A 5,118-nucleotide genomic window follows, 5' to 3' on the forward strand; every position below is an offset into this window, starting at 1 on the left:
GGTGGGAGCGGCGATGCGGGGCCGGCCCAGGACGGGCGCGACGGCGGGGCACTGGCCGGCGTCGGGTCCGAACCGCCGGCCCAGGAGGCGTGGTCAGCGGCCGGCGGGCCACTCGTCGGCTCGGCACGGGCGGCGGCACCGCCCGATGCGGACCCCCCGGCCCACGACGGACGCTCGACGGCCGGCGGGCCACTCGTGGGAGTGGGGCCACCGGCCCAGGACGGGCGCTCGGCCGCGCTGACCGGGGCCGGCGCGGCCCAGGACGGGCGGTCGGCGGGGAGCCCGCTGGTCGGCTCGGGCGCCGGCCCACCTGCCCAGGAGGGCCGCTCGGTCGGCTCGGGCCGGGAGACGGCCGGCGGCACGCTGGTCGGAATCGGGGCCGGCCGCTCACCCGCCCAGGACGGGCGCGTGGGCGTGCCGGGGTCGGCGTCCGCCTCGGCCCGGGGCGCGTCCCGGGTGACGTCGTACGCGCGGGGCGGCTCGGCCGGCACCGGCTCGTACGGACGGGTCGGCTCGGCGCGCACCGGCTCGTACGGCTGGTGGGGCTCGGCGACCCAGCCCGGCGCGGACTCGTCCCGCGCCGGTCGGCCGGCCGACTCGCCGTCCTGGCGGGACCAGGGCGGTGCCCACCCACTGCCCCAGCTCGGGCGGTTCCAGCTGGGCCCGGACCAGTCCGGCTCGATGGAGGGCGACTCACCCGCCCGGTGCGTGTCCCCGCTGGGGCGCTCCGGTTCCGCGTCGTCGCCGCGCCCGGAGGCACGCCCCGACTCGGCCGACGCCTCGGCCGCGGGCGGGCCCTGCCAACCACGCGAAACGGCAGGTTGATCGTCGACGGCGGGCCGTTCGCCGGTGGGCGCACGCAGACCGGGCGGCACCTCGAAACCCGAGGCGGCCGTGCCGACGGGCGGCACCTGGATGGAGGCCGGCGCGGTGCTGGGCAGACCGGGGTCGGCCCAGCGGACGCCGCGCGGCGCGGCAGGGTCGGTGGTGGAGTGCCGGGCCGGGCCGGTGTCGGCCTCTGCCGTTCCCTGCTCCCCGACCGGCGCGGGACGCTGGGCGGGCACCACCAGCCGGCCTCCGCCCACGTCGGGCCGGTCGTCGGCGGCCCGCCCGGGCGGCGCGCTCACCGGTGTCTGGCGGCCCGATGGGGCCCCGCCGCCGAGGTGCGCGACGCCGTTGATCTCCGCATCGCCGTGGCGGGCGCCGTTGGTCTCGCTGTCGCCGCTGCTGTCGCTGTCGATCTCGGCCTCGTCGTGGTGGACACCGTTGGTGTGGTGACCGTTGACCCGGGCGGGGCGCTCGGGGTCACCGGTCAGCCCGGGCAGAGGCGCCGGCAGGTCGCCGTGCCTCGTGGAGGAGGCACGCCAACCGGACGCGGGGGGCCGCTGCCACGGTGGTGCCTGCTCCCCGGCCGCCTCGCGCTCGGCAGACGGGGACCACCCGCCCGTCGAGGGCGCCCACCCGCTGCCGGAGCGGCCCGGGTCGTCGTGCTGACCCGTTCCGTCACCGTGCTCTCCCGGGGTGGCGGCTCCGGGTTGCCCTGTTTCACTCACCGCGCGCTCCTTGGTCGCCCTCGCTGAGGCTACCGTGTGGGGAGAGTGGCGATAAGTTACAGCGGCGGGCCATTTCCACGACGCGGTCGAGGGCCGCCCCGGTCTGGGGGGAAAATGCCGGCCCGTACGGAGAACTCGGAGGATCCCATGACCGCTGTGGGGAACGGCGCACAGACCGCTGGCAGGCCCACCCGCCTGCCCCGCTCCGCGCGCCGTAAGCAGCTGCTCGCGGCGGCGCAGGAGGTATTCGTCGCCCAGGGCTACCACGCCGCTGCGATGGACGACATCGCCGAGCGGGCCGGGGTTTCCAAGCCGGTGCTCTACCAACACTTCCCGGGAAAGATGGACCTCTACCTGGCCCTGTTGGACACGCACTGTGACGCCATCGTCGCTCAGGTGCACGAGGCGATGCGCGGCACCAGCGACAACAAGGAGCGGGTCAGCGCGTCGGTGCGCGCGTACTTCGACTTCGTCGATCACGAGAGCGAGGCGTTCCGCCTCGTCTTCGAATCGGACCTGCGCAACGACCCGGCGGTGCGGCAGCGGGTGGAGCGGGTCGAGCAGGGCTGCATCGCGGCGATCACCGACACCATCATCTCCGACACCGGCGTGAGCCGGTCGCACGCCGAGCTGCTCGCCTCCGGGCTGGTCGGCGCGGCGGAGACCGCCGCGCAGTTCTGGCTGGCCGGTGGCCGGCAGGTGCCGAAGGCGGAGGCCGAGGCTCTGGTGGCGGCGTTGTCCTGGCGGGGCATCGCGAGCTTCCCGCTGCAAGGTGAGTCAGCCTGACCGTCGACCCCGTGATCGGATAGCCTTCGCAGGGCGGTTATCGCCCCAGTTGAGGAGGCACAGTGGAGGTCAAGATCGGCGTGCAGTACGCGCCGCGCGAGCTGGTTCTGGACAGCGCGCAGTCGCCGGCCGAGATCGAGCAGATCGTGACCGACGCCTTCGCCGGCAACGGCGGCACGCTCTCCCTGACCGACGAGAAGGGCCGGCGGGTCATCGTTCCGGTCGAGAAGGTCGCCTACGTCGAGATCGCCGAGGCGTCCCCGCGAGCGGTCGGTTTCACCGTTCGCTGACCGGTCCGGCCGTCGCGGCAGGTCGGCGTTTGCAGGCCACCTGCCGCGGGCCGGTGCCGCACCCGACGGGTGACGGTCAGTTGTTCAGTCCGGCGACCGCCATCCGCGCGGTGTGGGCGTCGGTGAGCCTGGAGAACAATCCCGGCACGTCGACCCGGTCGCCCCGCGCGATCAGCGCGGTGAGTGCGGCCCGTTCGGCGGCGACGTGGCCGGCCTGCGACAACGCCTCGCCGACCAGCCGCCGGGCCCACATGGAGAGCCGACCGGCAACCCGGGGATCGGCGGCGACGGCCACCCGGATCTCGGCGACGGCGAACTCCGCGTACCGGGAGTCGTGCAGCACGTCCAGCACCAGCGCCCGGTCGGGCTCGTCCAGCGCGTCGGCGATCTCCCGGATGAAGTCGTCGGTGATCGCGTCCCCCACGTACGCCTTGGTGACCACCTCCGCCCAGTCCCGCGGCTCGGTGGAGTCGTGGTACGCCTGCAACGGCCGCACGTACGGCGTCATCGCCTCCTCCGGCGGCACACCCAGCGCGGTGAGCCGGTCGGCGAGCCGGCGGTAGTTGCCGATCTCGGCCGCGGCCATCTGGCTCAGCGCGGCGCGTCGATGCAGGTCGGGGGCGAGTCGCGCGTCGCCGGCCATGCGTTCGAAGGCGAGCAGCTCACCGAAGGCGACCAGGCCCAGCAGGTCGGCGACGGCGGGACCGGGGGTGGTCGGCGCGGACACGAGCGCAGGCTACCGTGCGGCGCCGGCCCGGGTGGCCCGTGCGGGGCACGAACGAGCACCCGAGCACGTGTGGTGCAGGTCACATTCGACCGCCCCGCGTGGCGGCTGGCCGACCGGGAATCGGGACGTGAGCTTGCCTGTTCAGGTAGCATAGAGCAGTTGCCGTGGGCGCCGATCTGATCGAAGCTCAGCCCGCGGCGCGCGTGCGGCCCGGTCCGGCTCGGCATTCTGCCGCCGACCGTGTGGCCCGCGTCATACCGAACGCGCCCTGAGGACGAGACGGGGCGCACCCACGAGAGGGCACCCCCACATCCACATGAGCGAGCTGACTCAAGATCTGATGGACGGCCAGGAACTGGCCCCCACCGCCCCGGTCCGACCCGAGGCTCCCACCTTCGCGGCCCTCGGCGCCCGCGAGGAAACCGTCGAGGCGCTGGCCGCCGCCGGCATCACCCGCGCGTTCGCCATCCAGGAGTACGCGATCCCGATCGCGCTGCGCGGCGTCGACCTGATCGGCCAGGCGCCCACCGGCACCGGCAAGACCCTCGGTTTCGGCGTACCGCTGCTGGAGCGGGTATTCGCGCCGAGCGAGGGCAGCGACGGCGTCCCCCAGGCGCTGGTCGTCGTCCCCACCCGTGAGCTGGGCATCCAGGTCGCCAAGGATCTGGCCGCCGCTGGCCGGACGCGCGGCGTCCGGGTGCTGCCGATCTACGGTGGCGTGGCGTACGAGCCGCAGATCGACGCGCTGCGCAAGGGCGTCGAAATTCTGGTCGGCACCCCGGGCCGACTGATGGACCTGCAGAAGCAGAAGCACCTCCGCCTGGACCGGGTGCACGCGCTCGTCCTCGACGAGGCCGACCGCATGCTCGACCTGGGCTTCCTCGACGACGTCGAGAAGATCCTGGCGATGCTTCCGGAGGACCGGCAGACGATGCTGTTCTCGGCGACCATGCCGGACCCGATCGTCACCCTGTCCCGGCGGTTCCTGCGCCAGCCGATGACGATTCACGCCGGGCACACCGCCGAGACCGGGCCGTCGCCGCAGACCCAGCAGCTGGTCTACCGCACCCACTCGATGAACAAGGTCGAGGTGGTGGCGCGCATCCTCCAAGCCGAGGGGCGCGGGCTGACCATGATCTTCACCCGCACCAAGCGGGCCGCCGACCGGGTCGCCGAGGATCTCGACTTCCGCGGGTTCGCGGTCGCCGCAGTGCACGGTGACCTCGGCCAGGGCGCCCGTGAGCGGGCCCTGCGGGCGTTCCGCGCCGGCAAGATCGACATCCTGGTCGCCACCGACGTGGCGGCCCGTGGACTGGACGTCACAGGCGTCACCCACGTGATCAACTACGACTGCCCGGAAGACCAGGACACCTACACCCACCGCATCGGCCGTACCGGCCGGGCCGGGGCGACCGGCGTCGCGGTGACCTTCGTCGACTGGGACGACATGCCCCGCTGGCGGATCATCGACAAGACCCTCGGTCTGGAGATGCCCGAGCCGCCGGAGACCTACCACACGTCGCCGCACCTCTACACCGACCTGCACATCTCCACCGAGGTCAGCGGAACTCTGCCCACTGCCGAGCGCACCCGGGCCGGGCTGTCCGCCGAGATCGAAGAGGACCTGGGTGGGACGACCCGCTCTCGCCGGGGCGACAGCGGCGGCCGGGGCCCGCGACGCGGTGAGAGCCGCGGCGACGGCCGGGGTGAGCGCCGTGGCCGCGGCGACGGCCGCCGGGACCGCACCGACGCCGGCACGCCG

General features: G+C 74.2%; 4 protein-coding genes and 1 pseudogene. 3 read left to right on the top strand and 2 right to left on the bottom strand.

Annotated features, from left to right (window positions below; all coding sequences use genetic code 11):
- Nucleotides 1–1,553: pseudogene (locus tag B0E54_RS31935) on the bottom strand (hypothetical protein); the annotation flags it as partial.
- Between the two features lie 147 nt (nucleotides 1,554–1,700).
- Between B0E54_RS31935 and B0E54_RS31940 the strand changes: the two are divergent.
- Both B0E54_RS31940 and B0E54_RS31945 read left to right on the top strand, forming a co-directional pair.
- Complete coding sequence (locus B0E54_RS31940) at nucleotides 1,701–2,339, top strand: TetR/AcrR family transcriptional regulator (protein ID WP_039909051.1); 639 nt, start codon at nucleotides 1,701–1,703, stop codon at nucleotides 2,337–2,339.
- Nucleotides 2,340–2,401: 62 nt separating this feature from the next.
- The gene (locus tag B0E54_RS31945) at nucleotides 2,402–2,629 is read left to right on the top strand and encodes a DUF3107 domain-containing protein (protein WP_030329796.1); all 228 of its coding nucleotides are present in this window, start codon (nucleotides 2,402–2,404) and stop codon (nucleotides 2,627–2,629) included.
- A gap of 76 nt (nucleotides 2,630–2,705) precedes the next feature.
- Here the strand turns inward: B0E54_RS31945 and B0E54_RS31950 are convergent, their stop codons facing one another.
- Nucleotides 2,706–3,356 (bottom strand): ferritin-like fold-containing protein, encoded by a 651-nt coding sequence (locus B0E54_RS31950; RefSeq protein ID WP_234591565.1) that lies wholly within the window; start codon nucleotides 3,354–3,356, stop codon nucleotides 2,706–2,708.
- Nucleotides 3,357–3,672: 316 nt separating this feature from the next.
- On the opposite strand from B0E54_RS31950, the gene B0E54_RS31955 reads away from it, so the two are divergent.
- A partial coding sequence (locus B0E54_RS31955; protein WP_234591566.1) for a DEAD/DEAH box helicase occupies nucleotides 3,673–5,118 on the top strand: 1,446 nt, incomplete at its 3' end.

The sequence above is a fragment of the Micromonospora sp. MH99 genome (genome assembly GCF_021442385.1).
Classification (GTDB): domain Bacteria; phylum Actinomycetota; class Actinomycetes; order Mycobacteriales; family Micromonosporaceae; genus Micromonospora.

Excerpts from the sequence above, each read along its gene's own strand:
- B0E54_RS31940 (WP_039909051.1), top strand. The coding sequence starts at position 1,701 with ATGACCGCTGTGGGGAACGGCGCACAGACCGCTGGCAGGCCCACCCGC.